Consider the following 22,540-nt stretch of genomic DNA (forward strand, 5'->3'; position numbering starts at 1 on the left):
TTATTATTGCATAATTATGCTTCTTTGGCGGCGGCTGCAAGGGGCTTTGATCGATATCATCATGCAAAGATGATAATTCCGCTAGCATTAACGGCCATACCCGAACCGGATGTAAAGAATATGCAGTTGCCGCAAGTAGTCAATATGTTTGGCGGGGATCTTTTGCGCCGTTATGGACAGAAGGTCTATAAACTCTCGCTGCATGGCGGGTTTAGCTGTCCCAACCGTGACGGGACCCTGGGCCGGGGCGGCTGTACTTTTTGCAATGTTGCCTCGTTTGCCGATGAAAATCGGCAATTCCTGAGCGTGGCCGAGCAGTTCGCCGAACAGACAGGCCGTATCGATCGGGCAAAACGCTACCTGGCCTATTTCCAGGCCTATACCAGTACTTATGCAGAAGTGCGCGAACTCGATCGGCTCTACCGGCAGGCCTTGGCACAGGCGGATATCGTCGGTATTTGTATCGGCACCCGTCCCGACTGCGTCCCGCCGGCGGTGCTGGATTTACTGGCGGAATACCGGCAGCAGGGGTATGAAGTCTGGCTGGAACTGGGGTTGCAAAGCGCACAGGATAAAACTCTGCACCGGATCAATCGCGGTCATGATTTCGCCTGCTACCAGCGCACCGCCGTCCTGGCCCGCCAGCGGGGACTGCAAGTGTGCGCCCATTTGATCATAGGTTTGCCGGGAGAAGACATCACCCACAACCGGGATACGCTGGAAAAGGTATTGGCCGCCGGGGTAGACGGCCTGAAACTGCACCCGCTGCTGGTGGTGGAGGGCAGCACCATGGCGGCCGCCTGGCGGGCGGGGCGGTTACCGGTGTTGACGCTGGAACACTACACTGCCCTGGCCGGCGAATTGATCCGCCGCACACCGCCTGAGGTGCTGTTTCACCGCATCAGCGCCAGCGCCCGCCGTCCGACGCTGCTTGCACCGTTATGGTGCGAAAACACGTTCACCGGCATGAATGCCATCTATCAAGACCTGTTGGCCAACGGTCCCCAGGGCGCCGCCCTCGGCACACCCTATCAAGGGATGAAGCCGCGCTTATCATAAACTGCGAGGTTCTTTCCTATCAGGCAACCTCAAGCCGCGGATTTCGCTAAAAAACTGTTTTTTGAGGTATCATTGACCCTAATGCTACTTAAGGAAACCGCTATGAAGCAAATCCGCCTGCTGGCGCAATATTACGTCGATCTGATGGTGAAATTAGGGCTGGTGCGGTTCTCGCTCCTGCTGGCGTCGGCGCTGGTGGTGCTGGCGATGATTGTGCAAATGGCCGTCACCATGCTATTGCGCGGGGAAGTGGAAAGCATCGACGTGGTGCGATCAATCTTTTTCGGCCTGCTGATAACGCCCTGGGCGGTATATTTCCTTTCGGTGGTGGTGGAACAGCTTGAGGAGTCGCGCCAGCGGCTGGCCCGGCTGGTGGACAAGCTCGAAGAGATGCGCAACCGCGATTTACTGCTTAATCAGCAGTTGCAGGAAAATATCGCGCAACTGAACCAGGAAATCGCCGATCGCGAAAAAGCCGAAGACGCCCGCCAGGGCGCGCTGAACAAGCTGACCGAAGAAATGGCGCGCCGTGAACAGGCGCAAATCGAGCTTGAACAGCAATCCTCCCTGCTGCGTTCTTTTTTGGACGCCTCTCCCGACCTGGTGTATTACCGCAATGAAAATAAAGAATTCTCCGGCTGCAACCGGGCAATGGAGCTGCTGGTGGGTAAAAGCGAGAAGCAGTTGATAGGCCTGACGCCCAAGGACGTCTACGGACCGGAAATTGCCGATAAAGTCATTGAGACCGATGAAAAGGTCTTCCGCCATAACGTCTCGCTGACCTATGAACAGTGGCTGGTCTATCCTGACGGGCGCCGGGCCTGCTTCGAGCTGCGCAAGGTGCCGTTTTACGATCGCGTGGGCAAACGGCATGGGCTAATGGGTTTTGGCCGCGATATAACCGAGCGTAAGCGCTACCAGGACGCGCTGGAGAACGCCAGCAGGGAGAAGACCACCTTCATCTCTACCATCAGCCACGAGCTGCGTACGCCCCTTAACGGCATTGTAGGATTAAGCCGTATTCTGCTGGATACCGACCTCAACAAAGAACAGCTCAATTACCTGAAAACCGTGCACGTCAGCGCCATTACCCTGGGAAATATTTTCAACGATATTATCGAAATGGACAAACTGGAGCGCCGCCACGTCCAGCTGGATAACCAGCCGCTGGACTTCACCGCCTTCCTGGTGGATTTGGAGAACCTCTCCGGTCTGCTGGTACAGCCCAAAGGGCTGAAGCTGGTGATGGACGCCCAGGAGCCGCTGCCGCGCAATATCGTCGCCGACGGTACCCGGCTGCGGCAAATCCTCTGGAATCTCATCGGCAATGCGGTGAAATTCACCCAGCAGGGAAAAATCACCATCCGCATCCACCGGGAAGGGCCGGATCTGCTCTGTTTCGACGTACAGGATTCCGGCATTGGCATCCCTGAAGAAGAGCAGGATAAGATTTTTGCCATGTATTACCAGGTCAAGGATCAGCAAGGGGGCAAACCGGCCACCGGCACCGGTATCGGCCTGGCGGTATCGAAACGCCTGGCGCAGGCCATGGGCGGCGATATCCAGGTGAAGAGCCGCCGGGGCGAGGGGGCCTGTTTCAGCCTATCCATCGTCGCGCCTGAGGTCGTTCCCGACGATGGAAATGAAGAGGAAGAACTGCCCTTGCCGGCGCTCAACGTCTTGCTGGTGGAAGATATCGAACTCAATGTGGTGGTGGCGCGCTCGGTGCTGGAGAAGCTGGGCAGCAGCGTGGATGTCGCCATGAACGGCCACGACGCGTTGACCATGTTTGATCCGGACGAATACGACCTGGTGTTGCTGGATATCCAGTTGCCGGACATGACCGGCCTGGATATCTCGCGCCAGCTGCGTAAGCGTTACAGCGATCGGCATTTGCCGCCGTTAATCGCCCTGACCGCCAATGTGCTCAAAGATAAGAAAGAGTATCTGGACGCCGGCATGGACGATGTGCTGAGCAAGCCGCTGTCGGTATCGGCCCTCACCGCCATGATAAAAAAATTCTGGGACCAGCCGGATAAAGCCGCCGATGACGTTGATGATGATGACTCGGCGGCGGAGCAAGAGCAGCAGGCCGTTTTGGATATCGCCATGCTGGAACAGTATCTGGATCTGGTGGGGCCTTCGCTCATCAGCCAAAGCCTGGAGATGTTCGAGAAGATGATGCCGGAGTATCTGGCGGCTCTTGACGGCACCATGGCCGCCCGGGATCAGCGCGCCATTGCCGAGGAAGGCCACAAAATCAAGGGCGCCGCCGGTTCAATCGGCTTGGTGCGTCTACAGCGCCTGGCGCAACAGATTCAGTCGCCGGATATGCCCGGATGGTGGGATAACGTGCAGGGCTGGGTCGATGATTTGCACCGGGAATGGCCGAACGATGTGCTGACGCTTAAGGCTTGGGCCGCGAAGGCAAAAAAATGACCCCGACGTAAGCCGGGGTGCGCGAATATAGCGCCAACACCAGGGAAACTGATTCTCGCCACTGTGCAGAGTTATCGGGCGTTCTTGGTTGGCAAGTCACTAAAATTCATTAAGCGTTAGTAAACAACATAGCAAAAGAACGAGATAATGTTACAAGAACCATTAAAATTTGGGATGTAGAATAGACTTTGTCAATAGAAATAAGATTTTGACCGCCATGACAGAAGAGAGATTTCTATGAAACGTGTGGGCCTCGTTTTAAGCGGCTGTGGTGTGTATGACGGCAGCGAAATACATGAAACGGTACTAACGCTGCTGGCTCTCGAACGGGCGGGTGCCGAAGTAATATGTTTTGCGCCGGATAAGATGCAACCTATTGTGATTAATCATCTTTCCGGTGAAGAAATGACGGAGAAACGCAACATGCTGGTGGAGTCCGCGCGCCTGGCCAGGGGTAAAATCCACCCCCTTTCCGAGGCGGATGCGGATAAGCTCGATGCCCTGATTGTGCCCGGCGGTTTTGGTGCCGTACGCAACCTCAGCGATATTGCCTTAAGGGGAATCGAGGGAGAAGTCGATGCCGATTTACGACAGCTGACCCGCCAAATACATAAGCAAAATAAAGCAATTGGCTTTATTTGCATCGCCCCGGCGCTATTGCCGAAACTCATCGACACCCCCGAACCTCTGCGGTTAACCATCGGCACCGACAGCGATACGGCGGAGATGATCGATGATATGGGCGCGACCCATGTTATCTGCCCGGTGGACGATATCGTGCTGGATGCCGCAAACAAAGTGGTCACCACCCCGGGCTATATGCTGGCCACCTCCCTCGCCGATCTGGCTAAAGGTATCGATAAACTGGTATCCCGGGTATTGGCATTGTGCGAGTGAGGTTTCGGTCCGGCGGAAAATCCGGACTATTTCGCCGATGCGCGCGGTGGCTGCTGATTGGCTGCGGGACCATTCTTGTTCTCTGGGTGGCCGCCATTCTGCTCTTCTCCTTTGTGCCGGTGCCTTTCTCGGCGGTAATGGCGGAGCGCCAGCTGGGGGCCTGGCTGCGCGGCGACGGCGGTTATGTGGCCCACTCCCGCTGGGTGGCGATGGATGACATCGCACCGTCCATGGCGCTGGCGGTGATTGCGGCGGAAGATCAAAAATTCCCCTGGCACTGGGGATTTGACATTGAAGCCATACAGGCCGCCGCCGCCCACAATGAGCGCAGCCAACGCATCCGCGGCGCCTCCACCCTGTCGCAGCAAACGGCGAAAAATCTGCTGCTGTGGGACGGACGCAGCTACTTCAGAAAAGGGCTGGAGGCCGGTTTAACCCTGGCGATGGAAACGGTCTGGACCAAACGGCGTATTTTGACGGTCTATTTAAACGTTGCGGAATTCGGTCGCGGCACCTTTGGGGTCGAGGCCGCGTCGCAGCGCTATTTTCATAAGCCCGCCGCACGCCTGACCCCATCGGAGGCTGCGCTGCTCGCGGCGGTATTACCCAATCCGCTGCATTTCCGCGCCGAAGCGCCCTCGCGCTATGTGCAGATGCGCCAGCAGTGGATATTGCGGCAGATGCGCCAAATGGGCGGGGAACAATTTTTGCGGGAAAACCATCTTCGTTAGCCGGCCCCGCCGCGGCGGCGGGGGACATGATGTTATTTCAGAATGGTAAAGGCGGTAGTGACGTGCTGTACGCCGCTGACCCGGCTGGCGATTTCCGCCGCCGACTGGGCCTCTTTATTGGTCACCAGCCCCAGTAAAAACACCTCGCCGTTTTCCGTCGTGACCTTCACGTTGGATGATTTCACCGAGTCGCTGGCCAGCAGCTGCGAACGAATTTTGGTGGTAATCCAGGTGTCCATGGAAGCACGTCCCATGCTTACCGGCTGGCCCTGGCGAATTTCGTTATACACCTCGGTGGCGCCATCGACGCCGATGGCGATTTGTTTGGCGCGGTTGGCCAGTTCGGTGGTGGGCGCCTGACCGGTTAACAAGACTTTGCCTTGATAGGCGGTTGCCACGATGCGGGCTTCTTTCTTGATCTGCTGATCTTTAGCCAAAGCGTTGCCCACGCGCGCTTCCAGCGTGCCGTCATCGACCTGGGTGCCTACGGTGCGCGGGTCGGTGGCGGATTTGGTCGCCACCGCGGCGCTGCCGACCACGACAGCACCGACGCATCCCTGAAGCAGCAGGGCGGTGAATAGCAGTACAAATGGGTAATGCACCTTCATTTGAGCTCCTTAATCGTCCTGGTGAGGAAACAATGAATTATCGATCAAATCACATAAACAATTCACCGTCAGCATGTGCATTTCCTGTATGCGCGCGCTGCGGTGGGAGGGAATTCGGATTTCAACGTCCTGGGGACCGAGCAATCCGGCCAGTTCGCCGCCGTCGTATCCCGTCAGGGCAATAATGGTCATATCCCGGGTCACCGCGGCTTCCACCGCTTTCACAATATCACGGCTGTTGCCGCGCGTGGAGATAGCCAGCAGAATATCGCCGGCCTGGCCGAGGGCGCGCACCTGCTTGGCATAGACTTCCTGTTGCAGGCGATCGTTGGCGATGGCGGTAAGCACCACGCTGTCCGCGTTCAGGGCGACCGCGGGCAGACTCGGCCGCTCGGTTTCGTAGCGATTGATCATGCTGGCGGCGAAATGCTGAGCGTTGGCGGCGGAGGTGCCGTTGCCGCAGCATAAAATCTTGTTGCCGTTGAGCAGCGCGTGCACCAGGGCGGTGGCGGCGCGTGAAATCGCGTCGGGCAAGGCCTCCGCCGCCGCGATTTGGGTTTGTATACTTTCGGTGAAACAGCCTTTTATTCTTTCCAGCACAGTCGTTGAACCTAATAAGTAATGGAGGAAACGGTTATACCCGGCATACTTCAAGTTGCAGGTGCGTTGCCGCCTTCCCGCAGCTCGAATGATTTAGGGTATATTAACCCGATGCGCCGAAGGCGTTTTGCAGCCATTCTAGCCGGTTACCGGTAATTGCCAAAATATCGAAACGGCAAGCGGATGTGTCTAGGCTCCCGCCCTGGCGCGACAGCCAAACCGCTGCCGCGAGCAGTAAACGGCGCTGCTTGCGAGGAGTGACGCTCTCGGCGGCGTTGCCGAAAGCGTTATCGCGTCGATAGCGCACCTCGACAAACACCCAGGTGTGTTGATCTTTCATGATTAAATCGATCTCGCCGCCGCGCACCCGCATATTGGCGGCGATAAAACGCAATCCCGCGTTTTCAAGATGGCGGCGCGCCCGGTCTTCCGCCCGCGCGCCCGCCTGCTGTCGATTTACATAATCTGCGTGATTTGTCCCTGTTGATATTTCAGCCAAGATAACTTCCTGTTAATAACACAATCCGGCGTCGCCGTCAGCACGCCGGTGTCGCCTGAGACCTGGAAACCGGGAATTTGACGCATTTGTGAGAAATGGTTTACTAAAGTCCAGGCATCCATCCCCATGGCATACAAACGCACCAGGGAATAATCTTCCTTGAACTGGGCGCTGACTTGCTGCAGCAAGGCCGGGTTCGATCCCGCCAGCAGCGGGATATCGCTGAACTCCAGCCCTTCCATTTCCAGACGGTAATCCGGACCGGCATCGGCCTGGTAGCTGCGCGAGCTGGCGTACAGCCCCAACTGCGAGCGCGAACTGACGCGCATATCGATGGAGGGTTTGATTAACGCCAATTCAGACGGCGTTGCGATGATATAGACCGCATCCACCGGACCACCGGTGGCGGAAGGAGAGACGGCGGCATCGCTGGGCGGGGCCGGGATGGTCAGGCCGGCGATGGTGACCGCCTGCGGCTGGGCCGCCGCCGCCGGGGCGGTGGAGACCGGCTGGCCGGTAAGCTGGATGCCGCCGCTGTTGATGGCCTGTTTCAAATCACCCATAGAGCCGATGCGCTGCTCCAGCACCGTACCGCCGCCCGCTTTGCTCCAGGCGTCGGCGAAGGCCTTGACGATCCGATCTCCCAGCGAACCGGTGGGCACCAGCAGCAGGGGTTGTTGCCTGTGCTGCTGGAAAATATGGTTCGCCGCGTCCCGGGCCTCGTCTTCCGGAGATAACGAAAAATAACAGATATTCGGCCGGTTTTGCAGGTTTTCAGGTTGGTTAAGCGCCAGGATATTCAGGCTGTTCTGGCTGGTGTAAAGCTGTTCCACTTCGTTTTTCAGCAGCGGGCCGACGATGACGGTGGCGCCGTCCTGCTGTGCCTGGGCCAGTAATGCCGGCAGCGGCTGTGCGGAAGTATCGTAGATTTTTATCTGCGGGCCGGCGGCGGATCCCACGGGGGCAGTTGCCAAGGGCGGGTTCGCCGCGGCATCCGGCGCGGCCGTGGTGACGGCGCCCTGCGGTGGGGCCGCCGCGGTATCCGGCGTGGCCGCGGTGACGGCGCCCTGCGGTTGGGCCGCTGCGGCAACCTGCGCGCCATCGGCGGGGATTGACCGCCGGCAGGGGCCGGCTGGGGGCTCCGCCGCGCCGTTCCTGGCGGCGTTAAAACCCTGCTGGATAGCGTCGGAGAACACCTGCGCCTGGCCGCTCATCGGTAAAAACAACGCAATTTGCCCGGTGGACGTGGGCTGGTAGTTCAGGACCTGGTTCAGCTGTGTCGGCAGGGTCTTGGCCGCCGGGTTTTGCGGGTAGCGGGTCTGCCAGTCCTTGATGCCGGCTTTCAGCAGTGACGGATCCTGCTTGTTGTCCTGATAAACATGCTGCAAATCCAGCCAGCCCTGCAGGACGTTTTCATTGGCGTTGATGACGAGGTTGGTCTGGGACTGCGCCGACATGGCCAGCAGCGTTTGCCAGGTCGCATCGATATTTTGCTGATGCGCCTGGTCCTTGAGCAAGGGTTCCTGGGCGATATAGGCGCGGATCACATCCAGGGACGGCTGCGACTGGCCCGCGGCGATTTGCACCTGATAATAGCGCGCCTGCTGATCGGGCGTCAGCTGGCTGCTGTCCATTTTTTGCGTGATGGCCGCGGCGTCCTGCGGACGCTTTTGCGCCACCGCCAGTTCGGCGGACAGCAGGAGTTGTTCATGTTGTTGGACATCGCTCAGCTGTTGGGGTAGCGTGCCGAGCTGCTGCTGCGCCTGATCGAGGCGGCCTTCGTTGATAAGTGCCCGTATGGCGAGTAATTGGTAGTCGGTCTTGCTATCATTGCCTGCCTGCTGCATTTGCTGCAAATAATAATCGGCGTTGGCGCCGGTTTTGATCTGAGCCGTGCCGGAAGGGGTTTGCGGTGTCTGGCCGGAACAGGCGGCCAGGATCAGTGCGACCAGCACGGCGGGTATAAAACGCCCTGTTTTAAAACTCATGACATATGAGGAAAGCATACTGTGTCCAGTGATGTTTTTTTCAAGATGCTCAATATTAAATCGGCAATCCGGATGAGACAATGAATCAACACCAACAAGCGGATATTTCCGCATCAACGCTTTATGTGGTACCGACTCCCATTGGTAATCTGGAAGACATCACCCAACGGGCGCTGTCGATACTTCAGCGTGTTGATTTGATTGCCGCAGAAGATACCCGTCATACCGGCTTATTGTTACAACATTTTGCCATAAATGCGCGCTTGTTCGCGTTACATGATCATAACGAACAGCAAAAAGCGGAAGTATTACTGGCGAAACTGCAAGAAGGACAGAGTATAGCGCTGGTTTCAGATGCAGGCACGCCGCTGATTAACGATCCGGGCTATCATCTGGTGCGCCGCTGCCGTGACGCCGGTATCCGCGTGGTGCCGTTGCCGGGGCCCTGCGCCGCCATTACCGCGCTGTCCGCCGCCGGACTGCCCTCCGATCGTTTTTGTTACGAAGGTTTTCTGCCGGCCAAACGCAAAGGCAGGCAGGACAGCCTGCGGGCCCTGGAACACGAACCGCGCACCCTGATCTTTTACGAGTCCACCCACCGCTTGCTGGAGAGCCTGCAGGACATGGAGGCGGTATGGGGGCCGGAACGGTATGTGGTGCTGGCGCGGGAGCTGACCAAGACCTGGGAAAATATCCACGGCGCGCCGGTGGGAGAATTGCTGGCCTGGGTCCTGGAGGATGAAAACCGCTCACGGGGCGAAATGGTGCTGATTGTGGAAGGATTCCACCCGCAGGAAGATGCGTTGCCGCCGGAATCGCTGCGTACCCTGGCCCTGTTGCAAAAAGAGCTGCCGCTGAATAAAGCCGCCGCTCTGGCCGCCGAAATCCACGGCGTGAAAAAAAATGCGCTCTATCGTTATGCCTTAGATCAGCTTGGGGATGACAATTGAATGAAAAGCCCTTATACTCCGCGCCGGAGTTGACCAGACAGTCGCCGCGTAACCGGTTTTTTTCGGAATACAGCTGTGAAGTACGGCTGTGAAGTACAGCTTTCGGAAAGAACAGTTACGGGGAGGAAAGTCCGGGCTCCATAGGGCAGGGTGCCAGGTAACGCCTGGGGGGTGCAAACCCACGACAAGTGCAACAGAGAGCAAACCGCCGATGGCCCGCATGCGGGATCAGGTAAGGGTGAAAGGGTGCGGTAAGAGCGCACCGCGCGGCTGGCAACAGTCTGCGGCACGGTAAACTCCACCCGGAGCAAGGCCAAATAGGGGTTCACAAGGTACGGCCCGTACTGAACCCGGGTAGGCTGCTTGAGCCAGCGCGCGAGCGCTGGCCTAGATGAATGACTGTCCACGACAGAACCCGGCTTACCGGTCATCTCCGACATTGCGTTAACCCCGTGCCCGTCAATGGCATGGGGTTTTTTTTATCCCGCCAAATCAATCAGCAGCGCCCGCAGCGATGAATGGGCCCGTACCCTGATTTGCTGCTCATCATGAATAAACGCGCCGTCGCCGCAAGCCAGCGTGAGCAGATTCGTCTGGTGGTTGCCGGTGTCCATGCCGCCGTGAATGGATTGCAAATAGGCCCGCGATCCTTTCGGCTTCAGGGTCAGGCTTTGGCCCGCCGCCAGCGCGATATGCCAGATCCACGCCTGCTGGCGTAAAACCACGCTGCCCTCCTCCCCATCGGGGGACGCCAGTAACGCCAGCGGACGTTCGGGCAGGGAAAAATGCTGGATCAACGGATTATCCCGCGCCGGACAGGCATCCAGCCAAAGCTGCATCCGGGTGAGGGGAGTGGCGCAAATATTGCGCTCGCTGTAACTGACGCCGGGCTGCGCCGCCAGCAGCAGGATATCACCCGCGCCGGCCTGAACATGGTTGCCTTCGCTGTCACGGTATTCCGCCCGGCCCTGCAAAATCAGGTTAAAAATATCCACTCGCGGGTAGGTGCGGGGCTGGAAAACGGCGCCGGGGCTCAAGACCTCCTGATTGAGAACCCGCAACGAGGCGAAACCCAGCATGTCGGGATCAAAGTAGTGCCCGAAAGAGAAGGTATAGCGGGCCTGTAGCCAGCCGTAATCCGCATGGCCGCACTGTTTGGCTGTTCTGTAAGTCATCATGGTGCATTCTGCTTATTTTGAGGTTTTGTAGGGTAAGGCTTGCCGCCCGCCGGCCCGTGGCGTTTGTGAAACGGTAACGCTAAAATCACTGTATAAATTGTAAGGGTCTGGACGGCGGAATGTTAGCAAGTTAATCTGGTCTCCATATTCAAAATTTCTGAATGAGACCCCGATGGCCAAAGAACGAGCACTAACGCTTGAAGCATTAAGAGTAATGGATGCTATTGATCGACGCGGCAGCTTTGCCTCGGCGGCGGATGAGCTGGGCCGGGTGCCCTCGGCATTAAGCTATACCATGCAAAAACTTGAAGAAGAGTTGGATGTGGTCCTTTTCGATCGCTCAGGCCATCGCACCAAATTCACCAACGTCGGGAGAATGCTGCTGGAGCGCGGCAGAATACTGCTCGAGGCCGCGGACAAGCTCACCACCGACGCCGAAGCCCTGGCAAGGGGCTGGGAAACCCATATTACTCTGGTCACCGAGGCGTTGGTGCCCACCGAAAAACTTTTTCCCCTGATTGAAAAACTGGCTCTCAAGGCCAATACCCAGGTTTCCCTTACCACCGAAGTGCTGGCGGGCGCCTGGGAACGCCTAGAGCAGGGGCGGGCGGATATCGTTATCGCTCCCGATATGCATTTTCGCGCGTCGTCGGAAATCAACAGCCGCAAACTTTATTCCGTGTTGAATGTCTACGTCGCCAGTCCGGATCACCCGATTCACCAGGAACCGGAACCGTTATCCGAAGTGACCCGGGTCAAATACCGCGGCATCGCCATCGCCGATACCGCCCGGGAACGACCGGTGCTGACCGTGCAGCTGCTGGATAAGCAGCAGCGGCTAACGGTGAGTTCGATGCATGATAAACGGCAGGCGCTGCTGGCGGGTCTGGGCGTCGCCACCATGCCTTATTCGCTGGTGGCCGAGGATATCGCCGCCGGCCGTCTGCGCGTGGTCAGTCCGGAGTACAGCATGGAGAGCGATATTATCATGGCCTGGCGCCGTGACAGCATGGGGGAAGCCAAATCCTGGTTCCTGCGGGAAATCCCCCGGCTGTTCGCCTGAGCCAATCAGTTATCCGCCGCCGGGCGGAAACGGTCATCGCGCCCATGGGGTTCGTTCAAATCCTGCTCCGGTCCGATGGAAATAATGCCGTACGGGTTAATGGTGGCATGGCTGCGGTAATAGTGGTTGCGAATATGCTCAAAATTCACCGTATCGGCTATTCCCGGCATTTGGTAAATATCGCGCAAAAAGCCGGATAAATTCAGATAATCCTCGATCCTGCGGCGATCGCATTTGAAATGGGTGACATAAACCGGATCAAACCGGATAAGCGTGGTCCACAAACGCAAATCCGCCTCCGTCAGGCGATCGCCGGTCAGGTAGCGGTGTCGGCCCAAGAGCTCCTCAAGCCTGTCCAGCGCCGCGAACACGCCGGTTACCGCCTCGTCGTAAGCCCCCTGCGTGGTGGCGAAACCAGCCTTGTACACGCCGTTATTCACCTGGTCGTAAACCCAGCCGTTGATTTCGTCTATCCGGGAACGGAGTTCCTGCGGATAATAGTCGCCGGCGCGGGCGCCGACCGCATCAAACGCGCTGTTGAACATGCGGATAATATCCGCGGATTCATTGCTGACTATGGTTTGCCGCTCTTTATCCCACAATACCGGCACGGTGGCGCGTCCGCTATAGACGGAATCCGCCTGGAGATAAAGCTGGTAAAGAAAATCCTTGTGGTAAAGCGGATCGCCGGTGGCGGCGGGAAAATCGGTGCCGAACGTCCAGCCGTTTTCCAGCATCAGCGGATGCACTACCGAAACCGGTATTATCTGATCCAATCCTTTCAGGTTCCGCATCAGCAGCGTACGGTGCGCCCAAGGACACGCCAGGGAAACGTACAGATGATAGCGATTGGCCGCCGCCTGATAGCCGTCGCCGCCCGAGGGGCCGGCTGCACCGTCGACGGTGACCCAATTACGGAACTGCGAGGCCGAGCGTTCAAAACGGCCCCCGGTGGATTTGGTGTCGTACCATTTATCTTGCCATTGGCCTTCCACGAGCAGTCCCATGATGTATCCTTGGCTAAGTCGGGTAATCAAATAGGCTATACGAGTTTGTTGACAAAGTGCCCGTCCCGCCCTTTTTGACTCCGAGCACGTCTGTCAGCAGTCTGACCCGCTTAATTATAAGCGGTTTACCATTTTTTGTTCAGAATGCGATCGATGCTGAAATATCCGGCGCCAAGCACCGCCAGCAGCAGGTAGCCGCCGGAAATCGACAGATTCTTCATAAAGTCTATCTGATTGGCCGCCTGTGAGAAGTCGCTATGAAAGATAAACGCGGTCAATAGCACGAAGACCACTGTCACCAGCGCGACGGTACGGGTCAGGAAACCGAACAGTATCGCCAGGCCGCCGCCAAATTCCAACAGGATGGTCAGGGGCAGCAGGAATCCCGGGACGCCCATGGACGCCATATACTGCTCCGTGCCGGCATAGCCGCCGCCCATTTTGCCGAAACCCGATACCACAAACAGTATCGGCATTAAAATACGCGCCACGAGAATGGCAGTATCATCTAATTTTTTCATTGTATTCCCATCCGATATTATAATGGCGGCATTCATAATGAACGCCGGTAACGCCAGGTTTTAAGCGGACTTATTCGGCTTAACATCCCTGATGTGCTTGATGGGGGGAATAGTATCCGGCGGGGGAGCAGGGCGATAGCAAGTAAAATTGTCTATTTCTATCAAATAAATTGAGTGAAGCGTGGCGGCATAAAAAATTGCCTGACGGCAGTTTAGACTGCTGACAAATGTACTCGGAGTCAATAAGGCGGGACGGGCTGCCAGAAGAGTAAACCGTCCGCGCCAGGGATGGCGCGGATCGAGCCTACAGGGAGGTATTTACGGCGTGTTTACGATCTGGCAGCCGTCCGCAGAACACTTTGTCAACAAACTCAACTGCCTGACGGCAGTTTAGCGATTAGCGTGATTGCAGGGTGGAGCGGATCAATTTCAGCGTGCCAAGGATACCCACCGCCCGTTTGGTCCAGCGTATGAACCGGCTGGGATGGCGGATATTGTAAAGGGCCAGCAGGCTTGAGCCGGCGATAAGATATTTACGCAGGTGAACCAGCCGGATCCAACTGCGGTCATAGCGGTAAGTGGCATACAACCACTCCCGCTTTTGTACCGAGAGGTCCAACCGTTGCTGATGGATACGCCGCAGAAGCTCGGCTTTGGTCTGTCGGGAATGGGACATTATCTGGCCTCCCTTTCTCTTTTACGCTCCCGTTCCTCTTCCTGGATTTCATCCTGCACTTTTTCCAGAATATTGCGATCGGCCAGCAGCTCTTCCCGGCTGGAGCCCAGCAGCGTCGATTTACGCGCTTTGCTCAGGGTCCAAAACGCGCCGATGATCGCCAGCAGGAACAGCACACCGGTTGTGGTGGCGATGGCCGTCAGGCGGTATTGCGGATCAATGGCCCAAATCAATAACACCAACAGGCTCATGAGTCCGAATGCGGCCAGCAGCAGCGTAATCCCCGCCATCATCAACAGCTGGATTATATTGGCCTTTTCTTGCTCCAGTTCAACCACCGCCAGCCGCAGGCGGGTTTCAGCCATACCGACAAGAATGGTAATAATCCGCTGGCCGATGGCGAATACACCCTTACCCGGGCCTTGAGTCTGCGATTCAATCATAATCAGCGCCGCGTGAATAATGCGCCGAGGACAAAGCCCACCAGGGCACCCACGCCGATTCCCGCCCAGGGATTTTCATGGACATATTCATCAGCCTTGCCCGCCACGACCTTGGTCTGTTCGGCCAGGCGTTCGCCGCTGTCTCCAAGACGGTTGCGGGTTTCTTTCAGTGCGCTTTCGGCTTTATTGCGTAAATTATCGAATTCCGCTTTAGATTTCTGAGAGGAGCCGCGCAGCACTTCTTCCAGCGTATCCGCCAATGATTTTAATTCAGCGCGTAAATGTTCAGAGGTAGTGTCTTTAGCCATTTTTTACTCCTTAGACGTTTACGAATGATGGCGGCCTGAAGGGACATAGTCCCTGAGCCTTCCTGGTCGGCAGATGAATGCTAACAATCAGCTTATCTACTGATATTTAATGTATGTTTAAAGCGTAGCCCTGGATTTAACAAACCGCAAAAACTTATAGCTTTTACGTGGGCTTAATTTTATGCCACGGCGCCGGGCGGCGGCGAAACGCGTCCGCCCGGCGCCGTGGCGAGGCCGGATCCACCCTCAGATAGCGGATATATCCCGATTGAAGCAGTAAAGCCACCGCCAGCGGGGATACTGACGGCTGTGGGATATCCTGTAGGTCTCCGGCAGCAAATCTTCCAGAGCGGTTTGCGCCGCCGAAGCCTGCTCCGGTGAATCCAGCAGGATAATGAGACTGTCTTTGGCAGGCGTAATGCTTTTGATCCTGATACCGCGCTCATCCAGTCGCTGGTAAATATAAAAACCGTCGGGCAGCGATCCGCGTTCGTTGGCAAGGGTTATTTGCAGCGCGGTTTCTTTTGTGAACAGGGCGGGCGCCAGCACCAGCACCAACAGCAGCGCCATCACCGCGGTCAGTCCCGACCGCCAGGAAATTTTTTCTTGAAGCCTCGTAAACATTACAGTCCTTTACCGATGTCGGGCGCGTTTTTCTTGCGCCACAATATCACCAGGGATCCCGCCAGACCGATAACCAGGAAGACCAAGGGCAGCAGCATCAAGCACAGCATCAATTCGTCTTCGTAGTACTGGAACAAGGCGGTTTTACCCAGGGCAAAACCTACCGTGGTCAGGAGGAATACCCATATCAGGGCGCTTATCCAATTAAAAAACTGGAAGCGGATATTGCTCAGCCCCGATAACCCGGCGATGGTGGGCAGCAGTGTCCGCACAAACGCCACGAACCGGCCGATAAGCAGCGCTGACAGGCCGTGGCGATGGAACATTAAATGGGCCCGTTCATGGTAGTGCCGCGGCAAATGGGATAACCAGCTTTGCACCAGCCGGGTATTGCCCAGCCACTTGCCTTGAATATAACTTATCCAGGATCCCAAACTGGCGGCGACGGTCAAGACCAGCAGCGTAAGGGGGAAGTTCATCGCCCCTTTCGATATCAGCACGCCCACCAGGATAAGCAGGCTGTCCCCGGGCAGAAATGCCGCCGGCAGCAGGCCGTTTTCCAAAAACAAAATGACAAACAGCACCAGATAGATGGTCCAAACCAGCGTTGGGTCGGAAAGTGTTTCAAAATCCTGTTGCCAAAGGGCATGAACCAGGTCATTCAATATATCCATGCAGCATTCCTAACGTGTAACAGCATCAGATTGCTCCCCGGCGGCCAGAGCAGTTTTAATAGGTGTCCGGAACGGGGGCGGCGTAGCAGAATAAAGTCGCAGTAACGGTCTCACCCGTCGGCGGGGCAAGGAGCATGGCCAGTCCGGCAAGCGCAAAACCGGGTTGCGCATGGGACGGCATCTGAAATGCAGCAGGCGTGAATACGCTGCTGATGTGCTCAAAATTGTAAATAAAACGACTTCACTGTAACAAAATTAAACAGACTGAGACAGAGGAATATACGCGAGAATGCCAGAGACGGGAGGCTTTTTTTTGACAAAAAAGGTTAATTCAGGCCATTTTTACCTGACCTGACAGAAAGAGAACAATTATTGACTCGTTCCGCCTTCCCCGAGGGAAGCCGGAACAACAAAATCGGCGGCGCTATTTTGTGCCGGTGGCGACGTTATCCAGATGAACCACTGGATTTTCGGTAAACATATACCGGTCTACGTTGAATTCGAAATCATCGGTGGTGGCATGAAACAGCATCTGCTTGGTGTTTTCCAGGTGTTGCCACATGGCCAGTTTGGCTGCGTAAGGATCCTTGCGGATTAACGCCTTGAGAATATGGTCGTGATCCTCGCACCAGCTTTCGATGGATTTATCATCGATATGTTCATGCAGCTTGCGCCAGTAAGGGTTATGCAGGCGCTGGCTCCACATTTGCTCGACGATGGTGGCCATGGCGGTATTCTGCGTCGCCAGCGCCACCTGGACATGGAATTTCAGGTCCCACTTCGAATCGCGGAACCGGTCTTCCTGCCGGGCGTTTTCCTGGATATCCATAAGCAGCACGATATCTTGCCGGGTCACCTGGGTGGCGGCAAATTCGGCGACATTGCTTTCAATCAGCTGGCGCGCCTGCAGCAGTTCGAAAGGCCCAGGGGTAGTGAACAACACTTCGCCGCTGGGGACCAGTAGATTTTTTTGCTGGTTTGACACGACATGAATGCCCGAGCCTTTACGTACTTCAACGTAACCTTCCACCTCGAGCATGATGATGGCTTCGCGCACTACGGTGCGGCTGACATTCATTTCTTCCGAGATAAAACGTTCCGCGGGCAGTTTTTCACCAACGCGATAGACACCGGACTCAATCCGCTTTTTCAGTTCAGCGGCCAGCTGTTGATATAATCGCCGGGTTTCTGTGAATTCCATAATGCGTGCTCTTAAAGGTAGGTAAACGTATCATCCGCTCGCGTACAGTCCGTCGCCATATTCACTATGGAACTGACGAGAAGCCATTATTTGTTATACCACTTAACCCTGTCAGCGCCTAGATGGCACTGTGTCCGTGATCGTACTTTTAACCGGTTTATTTTTCCGTTAAGGAAAAAAATCCCCGGCGGTGCTTTGGGCATTGGCCGGGGATATTGCCCTTCAAAACAGGGAGTGATGCTTGCCGCGTGTTTTAGCGCGGCAAGCATGGTTATTACCCGTGCGCCGGTTTAAGCGGCTCGATATTGGCAACAGGCGGCTGTACCGGGTTATTACGCAACAGGATCCAGATAAAGAATACGGCCAGCAAATCGAACACCGACAGGATGGCGAACAGCGGGCTGAAACCAATGGTATCGGCCAATGCACCCACCACCAGGGCGAACAGGGTACTGGCGGTCCAGGCAGCCATACCGGTCAAACCGTTGGCGGTAGCCACTTCGTTACGACCGAAGACGTCTGACGACAGGGTTATCAACGAACCGGACAGGGACTGATGGGCAAAACCACCGATACACAGCAAGGCAATTGCCACGTAGGGGCTGGTGAAAAGACCGATAAGCCCTGGGCCAATCATCAGGAAACCACCCAGCGTTACCACGAGTTTACGGGAAATGATCAGGTTCACGCCGAATACGCGCTGGAAGAACGGGGGCATATAACCACCCAGTACGCAGCCGAGGTCCGCAAACAGCATCGGCATCCAGGCAAACATCGCGATTTCTTTTAGGTTAAAGCCATAGGCTTTGAACATGAACAGCGGGATCCAGGCATTAAAGGTACCCCAGGCCGGCTCGGCCAGGAAACGCGGAATGGCGATACCCCAGAAATCACGTTTTTGAATGATCTGCCAGGCAGACATTTTTTTCGTATTGTTAATCTGGTGCTGTGCTTCCTGACCACCAAGAATATACTCGCGCTCTTCGTCGCTGAGCTTGGTCTGGTTTTTCGGGTGTTTGTAGAAAATCAGCCAGGAAATCGCCCAGGCCAGGCTCAATGCGCCCACCAGCACGAACGCCAGCTGCCAGCTGTGGATCATGATGGCCCATACCACCAGCGGCGGAGCAATCATCCCGCCGATTGACGAACCGACGTTAAACCAGCCAACCGCGATGGAACGCTCTTTGGCGGGGAACCATTCACTGCTGGCCTTCAGGCCGGCCGGAATCATTGCCGCTTCCGCCATACCTACCGCGCCACGTGCAATGGCCAGGCCGCCCCAGCTGGTTGCCAGCGCGGTCGCCATACAGAACAGCGCCCAGACGATAGCGAATACCGCGTAGCCAACTTTGGTACCCAGCATGTCCAGAACATATCCGGCTACTGGTTGCATGATGGTATAACAGGCGGAATAGGCCGCGATGATATACGAATATTGCTGTGTGCTAATGTGCAGCTGCCCCATAAGGGTAGGAGCCGCTACGGCAACGGCGTTACGCGTTAGGTAACCTAGTATCGTGCCGACGGTGACCAGCGCGATCATATACCAGCGTAACCCTTTTATTTTACGCATTACCACTTCTCCCGATGAGTATGAACCGCCATCTCAATTTCCCAGATATGATGGGATGGCGGATACCTGAGCCAGTCCGGAGGACTCTCCCTCCGGGTGTAGTTATAGTCTGGCGGATCGTGGCTTAACCTTGCCGACAACGCCTTGCCAACGTTGTCGCCTGGCGCTGCGAATCACCACCCAAAAACTTCGGCGGAAACCCCGCACCCCGACCTGCCGGATGAGGCAATGACTCAAAATGCAGTCATTGCAACAAAAATGATTGAGTCCAAACTCAATGTGGCGCTACGATAACTTGTCATACAGATTTAAAAGTTGAGAGCCATCACAAAAACCATTTTTTATTTAGGGGATAATCATTTTGTCCCGTTAGCCGGGGCGAAAGCCCAAAGCTGACCAATAGATAGTGAGTTTTTGTTACTTTTGGCAGGAAAAGCTATAACGATTCAGGCAGAAACGTTCAAATCTGCTAAATTGGTATAACACCTTCCAACAATTTAGAAACATAACTCATGAGAAATGAAGGTGAGGAGCCTGAAATGTCCCAGTTTTTGACTGAAGATTTTTTACTGGATAGCGAATTTGCTCGCCGTTTGTATAACGAATATGCCGTTGATCAACCGATTTTTGACTATCATTGCCATTTGCCGCCGGAACAAATCGCGGGAAATTACCGTTTCAAAAATCTGTATGATATCTGGTTGAAGGGTGATCATTATAAATGGCGTGCCATGCGCACCAACGGTGTGGCTGAGCGTTTTTGCACCGGCGACGCCGGCGACTGGGAAAAATTTGAAGCCTGGGCGCAAACGGTACCGCACACCATTGGTAATCCTCTTTATCATTGGACGCATTTGGAACTGCGCCGCCCGTTCGGTATTACCGATACGCTGCTTTCCGGTGAAACCGCCCGCCAGACCTGGGATCGCTGCAACGCGCTGCTGGCGAAGGATGACTTCACTGCCCGCGGCATCATCTCGCAGATGAACGTAAAAGTGATTTGTACCACCGACGATCCGGTGGATTCCCTGGAACATCACAGCACCATTGCGGCTGACGGCAGCTTCAAGACCAAGGTATTGCCGGCCTGGCGTCCGGATAAAGCGTTTAATATCGAGGCGGCGGGTTTCAACGATTATCTGAAACGCTTGGAAGAAGTCTCTGACACCGCCATCAGCGGATTCGGCGCGTTCCGCACCGCGTTGACCAAACGCCTGGATCACTTTGCCGCCCACGGCTGCAAACTGTCCGACCATGCGCTGGACGTCGTGGTTTACGGCGAAGCGGATGAAAATACCCTTAACGGCATATTGAGCCGTCGCCTGAGCGGCACCTTGCCGACCCAGGAAGAAATTGCCCAATTCAAGACTGCCGTACTGGTATTCCTTGGCGGCGAATATGCCCGCCGCGGATGGGTGCAGCAATACCATATCGGCGCGCTGCGCAACAATAACAGCCGTTTGTTCAAACAGCTCGGGCCGGATGTCGGTTTCGATTCCACCAACGACCAGCCGGTGGCCATGGCGCTGTCCCGCTTACTGGATGCCCAGGCTAAAGAGAATGCGCTGCCGAAGACCATTATTTATTGCCTGAACCCGTCGGATAATGAAGTTATCGGCACCATGATCGGCAATTTCCAGGGCGAAGGTATGCCCGGCAAAATGCAGTTCGGTTCCGGCTGGTGGTTTAACGATCAGAAAGACGGCATGCAGCGTCAGATGACCCAGTTGGCAACCCTTGGTTTGCTGAGCCGCTTCGTAGGCATGCTCACCGATAGCCGCAGTTTCCTGTCTTACACCCGTCATGAGTATTTCCGTCGCATTCTGTGCCGGATGATCGGCCATTGGGTACAGGATGGCGAAGCGCCTGCGGATATCAAGCTGCTGGGTGACATGGTGAAAAACATTTGTTTCGATAATGCGAAAAACTACTTTGACGTAGGGCTTTGATAACTATGGCAGGCCAGACGGCCTGCCTGGTTTCAGCGATCAAGCGATTTTTTATTGCCCGACAGCGGGTAATTTTTAAGGTAAATACAGAATGAAAACGTTAAACCGTCAAAACTTCCCGGGTCGTCAATATACGGATCGCGTGATCCAATTCGGCGAAGGAAATTTTCTGCGTGCTTTTGTCGACTGGCAGCTTGATTTGCTCAATGAGCATACCGACCTCGATGCCGGGGTTGTGATCGTTCGTCCCATCAATTCCGATTTTCCGCCGTCGCTGGATACCCAGGACGGTCTATATACCACCATTATCCGCGGCCTGAACGAACAGGGCGAAGCGGTGCGTGAGCCGCGCCTCATCCGTTCGGTGAACCGGGAAATCAATATCTACAAGCAGTTTGACGAGTATTTAGCGCTGGCCCATGACGCCAATATTCGTTTTGTCTTCTCCAATACCACCGAAGCCGGCATCAGCTACGTTGCCGACGATAAACTCACCGATACGCCGCCCGCCAGCTATCCGGCCAAATTAACCCGCCTGCTTTATGAACGCTTCAGCCATTTTGACGGCGCTGCGGATAAAGGCTGGGTATTGCTGCCGTGCGAACTCATCGATTATAACGGCAAGGCTCTGAAAGAGCTGGTATTGCGTTACGCGCAGCAGTGGGCGTTGCCGGCGCAATTCACCACCTGGCTGAACGAACACAATACCTTCTGTTCGACGCTGGTGGATCGCATCGTTACCGGGCACCCCCGCGGTGAAGTTGATGCGTTGCAGGCGGAGCTGGGCTATCAAGATACCTTCCTCGATACCGCCGAATATTTTTACCTGTTTGTTATCCAGGGACCGCAGTGGCTGGCGAAAGAACTGCGCCTGGACAAGCTTGAACTGAACGTCCGCATCGTCGACGACATCAAACCCTATAAAGAACGTAAAGTGGCTATTCTCAACGGCGCCCATACCGCGCTGGTGCCGGTGGCGTTCCTGTCCGGGCTCAATACCGTCGGCGAGGCCATGAACGACAAACTGATAAGCGGTTATGTGGAAAAAACCATTGCCGAAGATATTGTACCGGTACTGGACCTGCCCCACGACGAACTGACGTCGTTTGCCCAGGCGGTATTGAGCCGTTTCCGCAATCCCTTTATCCAGCATCAATTATTATCCATTGCGCTCAACGGGATGACAAAATTCCGCACCCGTATCCTGCCGCAATTGTTGACCTACCGTGAACAACACGGCGAGCTGCCTGCCCGGCTCACTTTTGCCTTGGCCGCGCTGATTGCGTTTTATCGCGGCGAACGCGATGGCGAAAGTTATCCGTTGCAGGACGATGATAAATGGCTCACCCGTTACAAATCGCTTTGGAGCGGTGTGAACAGTGGTGAAATCGCGTTAAGCACATTAGTGAATGACGTACTCGGTGATACCGGGCATTGGGAGCAGGATCTGCTCAAGGTTCCCGGTCTGGCGGAACAGGTGGAACAGCAGTTGCAGGCCATTCTAGACAATGGCATGCGCGCTGCGGTTACCGCCTACAGCTAAACGCATAAA

At 55.7% G+C, this 22,540-nt stretch carries 22 protein-coding genes and 1 other RNA gene; 9 read left to right on the plus strand and 14 right to left on the minus strand.

Annotation, left to right across the window (positions count from 1 at the left end; all coding sequences use genetic code 11):
- Nucleotides 1–120: 120 nt before the first annotated feature.
- The 4 genes from mnmL to mtgA all read left to right on the plus strand — a co-directional run bounded on the left by mnmL (nt 121) and on the right by mtgA (nt 5,126).
- Entirely contained in the window at nt 121–1,059 is a 939-nt protein-coding gene (mnmL, locus tag GTU79_RS03235) for a tRNA modification radical SAM protein MnmL/YtqA (RefSeq protein WP_132923550.1), read from the plus strand.
- 102 nt (nt 1,060–1,161) lie between these two features.
- Nucleotides 1,162–3,498: an aerobic respiration two-component sensor histidine kinase ArcB gene (gene arcB, locus GTU79_RS03240; protein WP_203522899.1), complete on the plus strand. Its 2,337-nt coding sequence runs from the start codon at nt 1,162–1,164 to the stop codon at nt 3,496–3,498.
- Nucleotides 3,499–3,735: 237 nt separating this feature from the next.
- A complete protein-coding gene (gene elbB, locus GTU79_RS03245; protein ID WP_132923548.1) occupies nt 3,736–4,395 on the plus strand; it encodes an isoprenoid biosynthesis glyoxalase ElbB in 660 nt (219 codons plus the stop codon).
- Entirely contained in the window at nt 4,386–5,126 is a 741-nt protein-coding gene (gene mtgA, locus GTU79_RS03250; protein WP_420854151.1) for a monofunctional biosynthetic peptidoglycan transglycosylase, read from the plus strand. Before elbB ends, mtgA begins: the two co-directional genes overlap by 10 nt.
- Before the next feature lie 32 nt (nt 5,127–5,158).
- Here the strand turns inward: mtgA and dolP are convergent, their stop codons facing one another.
- From dolP to GTU79_RS03270, 4 genes are all read right to left on the minus strand, one after another.
- Nucleotides 5,159–5,734, minus strand: coding sequence for a division/outer membrane stress-associated lipid-binding lipoprotein (dolP, locus tag GTU79_RS03255; RefSeq protein ID WP_203522898.1), 576 nt, complete (start codon nt 5,732–5,734; stop codon nt 5,159–5,161).
- A 9-nt stretch (nt 5,735–5,743) separates the two neighbouring features.
- On the minus strand, nt 5,744–6,334 hold the full coding sequence (gene diaA, locus GTU79_RS03260; protein WP_132923545.1) for a DnaA initiator-associating protein DiaA: 591 nt from the start codon (nt 6,332–6,334) through the stop codon (nt 5,744–5,746).
- Nucleotides 6,335–6,437: 103 nt separating this feature from the next.
- The gene (locus tag GTU79_RS03265) at nt 6,438–6,833 is read right to left on the minus strand and encodes a YraN family protein (protein WP_203522897.1); all 396 of its coding nucleotides are present in this window, start codon (nt 6,831–6,833) and stop codon (nt 6,438–6,440) included.
- On the minus strand, nt 6,791–8,839 hold the full coding sequence (locus tag GTU79_RS03270) for a penicillin-binding protein activator (RefSeq protein ID WP_214513693.1): 2,049 nt from the start codon (nt 8,837–8,839) through the stop codon (nt 6,791–6,793). Before GTU79_RS03270 ends, GTU79_RS03265 begins: the two co-directional genes overlap by 43 nt.
- Before the next feature lie 62 nt (nt 8,840–8,901).
- On the opposite strand from GTU79_RS03270, the gene rsmI reads away from it, so the two are divergent.
- Together rsmI and rnpB are read left to right on the plus strand one after the other, a co-directional pair.
- On the plus strand, nt 8,902–9,771 hold the full coding sequence (rsmI, locus tag GTU79_RS03275; protein ID WP_132923542.1) for a 16S rRNA (cytidine(1402)-2'-O)-methyltransferase: 870 nt from the start codon (nt 8,902–8,904) through the stop codon (nt 9,769–9,771).
- Nucleotides 9,772–9,796: 25 nt separating this feature from the next.
- Nucleotides 9,797–10,210: RNase P RNA component class A (rnpB, locus tag GTU79_RS03280), an RNA gene on the plus strand.
- Nucleotides 10,211–10,250: 40 nt separating this feature from the next.
- On the opposite strand, the gene GTU79_RS03285 is transcribed toward rnpB, so the two are convergent.
- On the minus strand, nt 10,251–10,949 hold the full coding sequence (locus tag GTU79_RS03285) for a pirin family protein (protein ID WP_203522896.1): 699 nt from the start codon (nt 10,947–10,949) through the stop codon (nt 10,251–10,253).
- A 172-nt stretch (nt 10,950–11,121) separates the two neighbouring features.
- On the opposite strand from GTU79_RS03285, the gene GTU79_RS03290 reads away from it, so the two are divergent.
- Nucleotides 11,122–12,012: a LysR family transcriptional regulator gene (locus GTU79_RS03290; protein WP_203522895.1), complete on the plus strand. Its 891-nt coding sequence runs from the start codon at nt 11,122–11,124 to the stop codon at nt 12,010–12,012.
- Nucleotides 12,013–12,017: 5 nt separating this feature from the next.
- Here GTU79_RS03290 and GTU79_RS03295 read toward each other — a convergent pair whose 3' ends face one another.
- The 9 genes from GTU79_RS03295 to GTU79_RS03335 form a co-directional block, all read right to left on the minus strand.
- The gene (locus tag GTU79_RS03295) at nt 12,018–13,019 is read right to left on the minus strand and encodes a glutathione S-transferase family protein (protein WP_203522894.1); all 1,002 of its coding nucleotides are present in this window, start codon (nt 13,017–13,019) and stop codon (nt 12,018–12,020) included.
- A gap of 125 nt (nt 13,020–13,144) precedes the next feature.
- The gene (locus GTU79_RS03300) at nt 13,145–13,540 is read right to left on the minus strand and encodes a DoxX family protein (RefSeq protein ID WP_214513694.1); all 396 of its coding nucleotides are present in this window, start codon (nt 13,538–13,540) and stop codon (nt 13,145–13,147) included.
- 397 nt (nt 13,541–13,937) lie between these two features.
- Nucleotides 13,938–14,216, minus strand: a complete 279-nt coding sequence (locus GTU79_RS03305; RefSeq protein WP_132923537.1) for a YqjK-like family protein — start codon at nt 14,214–14,216, stop codon at nt 13,938–13,940.
- A complete protein-coding gene (locus GTU79_RS03310) occupies nt 14,216–14,659 on the minus strand; it encodes a phage holin family protein (RefSeq protein ID WP_132923536.1) in 444 nt (147 codons plus the stop codon). Before GTU79_RS03310 ends, GTU79_RS03305 begins: the two co-directional genes overlap by 1 nt.
- A gap of 2 nt (nt 14,660–14,661) precedes the next feature.
- The gene (locus GTU79_RS03315; protein ID WP_132923535.1) at nt 14,662–14,967 is read right to left on the minus strand and encodes an ElaB/YgaM/YqjD family protein; all 306 of its coding nucleotides are present in this window, start codon (nt 14,965–14,967) and stop codon (nt 14,662–14,664) included.
- A 246-nt stretch (nt 14,968–15,213) separates the two neighbouring features.
- Complete coding sequence (gene mzrA, locus GTU79_RS03320) at nt 15,214–15,591, minus strand: EnvZ/OmpR regulon moderator MzrA (RefSeq protein ID WP_203522893.1); 378 nt, start codon at nt 15,589–15,591, stop codon at nt 15,214–15,216.
- Entirely contained in the window at nt 15,591–16,265 is a 675-nt protein-coding gene (locus GTU79_RS03325; RefSeq protein ID WP_203522892.1) for a DedA family protein, read from the minus strand. Before GTU79_RS03325 ends, mzrA begins: the two co-directional genes overlap by 1 nt.
- Before the next feature lie 424 nt (nt 16,266–16,689).
- On the minus strand, nt 16,690–17,466 hold the full coding sequence (gene exuR, locus GTU79_RS03330; protein WP_132923532.1) for a transcriptional regulator ExuR: 777 nt from the start codon (nt 17,464–17,466) through the stop codon (nt 16,690–16,692).
- Between the two features lie 274 nt (nt 17,467–17,740).
- Complete coding sequence (locus tag GTU79_RS03335) at nt 17,741–19,039, minus strand: MFS transporter (protein WP_132923531.1); 1,299 nt, start codon at nt 19,037–19,039, stop codon at nt 17,741–17,743.
- 539 nt (nt 19,040–19,578) lie between these two features.
- Between GTU79_RS03335 and uxaC the strand changes: the two genes are divergently transcribed.
- Together uxaC and GTU79_RS03345 are read left to right on the plus strand one after the other, a co-directional pair.
- Nucleotides 19,579–20,988, plus strand: coding sequence for a glucuronate isomerase (uxaC, locus tag GTU79_RS03340; RefSeq protein ID WP_203522891.1), 1,410 nt, complete (start codon nt 19,579–19,581; stop codon nt 20,986–20,988).
- 91 nt (nt 20,989–21,079) lie between these two features.
- Nucleotides 21,080–22,531, plus strand: a complete 1,452-nt coding sequence (locus GTU79_RS03345) for a tagaturonate reductase (RefSeq protein ID WP_132923530.1) — start codon at nt 21,080–21,082, stop codon at nt 22,529–22,531.
- Nucleotides 22,532–22,540 lie beyond the last annotated feature (9 nt).

It is taken from the genome of Sodalis ligni (genome assembly GCF_016865525.2).
GTDB classification, from domain to species: Bacteria; Pseudomonadota; Gammaproteobacteria; order Enterobacterales; family Enterobacteriaceae; genus Acerihabitans; species Acerihabitans ligni.